This window comes from Thiolapillus sp. (assembly GCF_048562965.1).
Taxonomy (GTDB): domain Bacteria; phylum Pseudomonadota; class Gammaproteobacteria; order Chromatiales; family Chromatiaceae; genus Thiolapillus; species Thiolapillus brandeum_A.
In genome coordinates, this window is sequence record NZ_JBHNMF010000722.1 from 1 (window position 1) to 1510 (window position 1510).

The 1510-nt window shown below is 60.1% G+C and carries 1 protein-coding gene and 1 pseudogene; both read right to left on the bottom strand.

Annotation, left to right across the window (positions count from 1 at the left end; all coding sequences use genetic code 11):
* Positions 1-1087, bottom strand: a pseudogene (gene tnpC, locus ACOCD2_RS19530) (IS66 family transposase); the annotation flags it as partial.
* 158 nt (positions 1088-1245) lie between these two features.
* Positions 1246-1510, bottom strand: a 265-nt coding sequence (gene tnpB, locus ACOCD2_RS19535) for an IS66 family insertion sequence element accessory protein TnpB (protein ID WP_419625924.1), incomplete at its 5' end; no start/stop codon positions are given.

A 1510-nucleotide genomic window follows, 5' to 3' on the forward strand; every position in this document is an offset into this window, starting at 1 on the left:
GGGTCTTTTCTTCCGGCGGCAGTTTTTCGATCCGTTTCTCGATGGCGTAGAGTTTGCGGATCTTGCCGATGGCCACGTCGGCTTTGCTGACCTTCGTCCCTTTCTTTTTCGCCGGCGCCGCTTGGCTGGCTTCGACGAACTTGCGCCGTGCGTGATCCCAGCAGCCGATGCGGGTCAGGCCGTTCTCCCGGCACACCCGGTTGTAGCCGGCATAGCCGTCGGTCTGGAGTGTTCCCCTGAAGCCATCGAGCAGGCGCAGGGGCACCTCCTCGCTGCGCGAGGGATCGTATTCGAACAGCACCGCCGGTCGGTCCGGTGGTCCGCCCCGGATCACCCACATCCATTTGTCCGACTGGGCCGATTTTCCGCTCTCCTTGAGTACCTGGAGTCGGGTCTCATCGGCTTGCAGGTAGTCACCGTCAAGCTGCTGTTCCCGCAGCAGGTTGATCAACGGCTTGAATACGTCATCCAGGCGGATGATCCAGTTGGCCATCGTCGTGCGGCTGATTTGACCGCCATGGCGCTTGAGAATGCCTTCGAGCCGGTACAGCGGCAGGGCGTCGGCGTACTTGGCCACCAGAATCCAGGCCAGCAGCTGCACACTGGCCAGGCATTTGCCCAGGGGATGAACCGGGCGGGCGGCACAGGCCACCTGCTGCGTACCGTCTTCCTGCTCGAATACCGCTTTCTCCTGCCAGTATTCGATCACCCGGGCCTGCGCCGGGACGATGTCCAGCTCTTCCTTGACCTTGCTGAAGAAGGTTTTATTGGCCCCGGCCTTTTCTGCTTCGTCCAGGGTCAGCCGCACCTGGATGCGTGGCAGGTTCTCGTCGAAGCCGTCGGCCTTGTTGCGCCGCTTGCGCGGCTTTTTCGGTTCCGCCTCGGCTTCGGCCAGTTCCTTTTCCACCGCTTCGAGGGAGACTTCCAGCTCGGCTTCGTCGAACAACTCACCCTGGAAGGGCAGCTTCTCGCTGCGTGCGCCGAACTTGCGCAGCCGCGCCAGGCGCAGCTGCTCTTCCATCAGTCGGAGCAGCTTCTGTTGCTCGGCGATGAGTGCCTCCCGCTCTTTGAGCAGGGCCTGCTGTTGCACCAGAAGACGGTCTTTCTCTTCCAGAGAGCGATCTTTTTCTTCAAGAATCCGAAGCAGATCGGCTGAAGGGAACGATGCTGGGGCAGAGGGATTCGGGGAAGTGTCCAGCACCGGTTTCATGCAGCATATTCTATCATTTTCAATCGCTTATCGCATCAGAAAGTGGCCTCGTATTGCAACTTTCTGTGGCCTTTCATGGCCCCGATGTCATAGCCATCGAGGAGCCAGTTGATCTGCTGCCCGGTCAGCGAAACCAGCTCCTCCTCACCACCCGGCCAGTGAAACTTCTCCTCGGCCAAGCTCTTGTAATAGAGCACGAAGCCATTGTCTTCCCAATACAGAAGCTTGATCTTGTCCCGCCGCCGGTTGGTGAAGGCATACAGCGCCCCCTCAAAGGGGTTGTGGCCCAGCTCCTGTTCG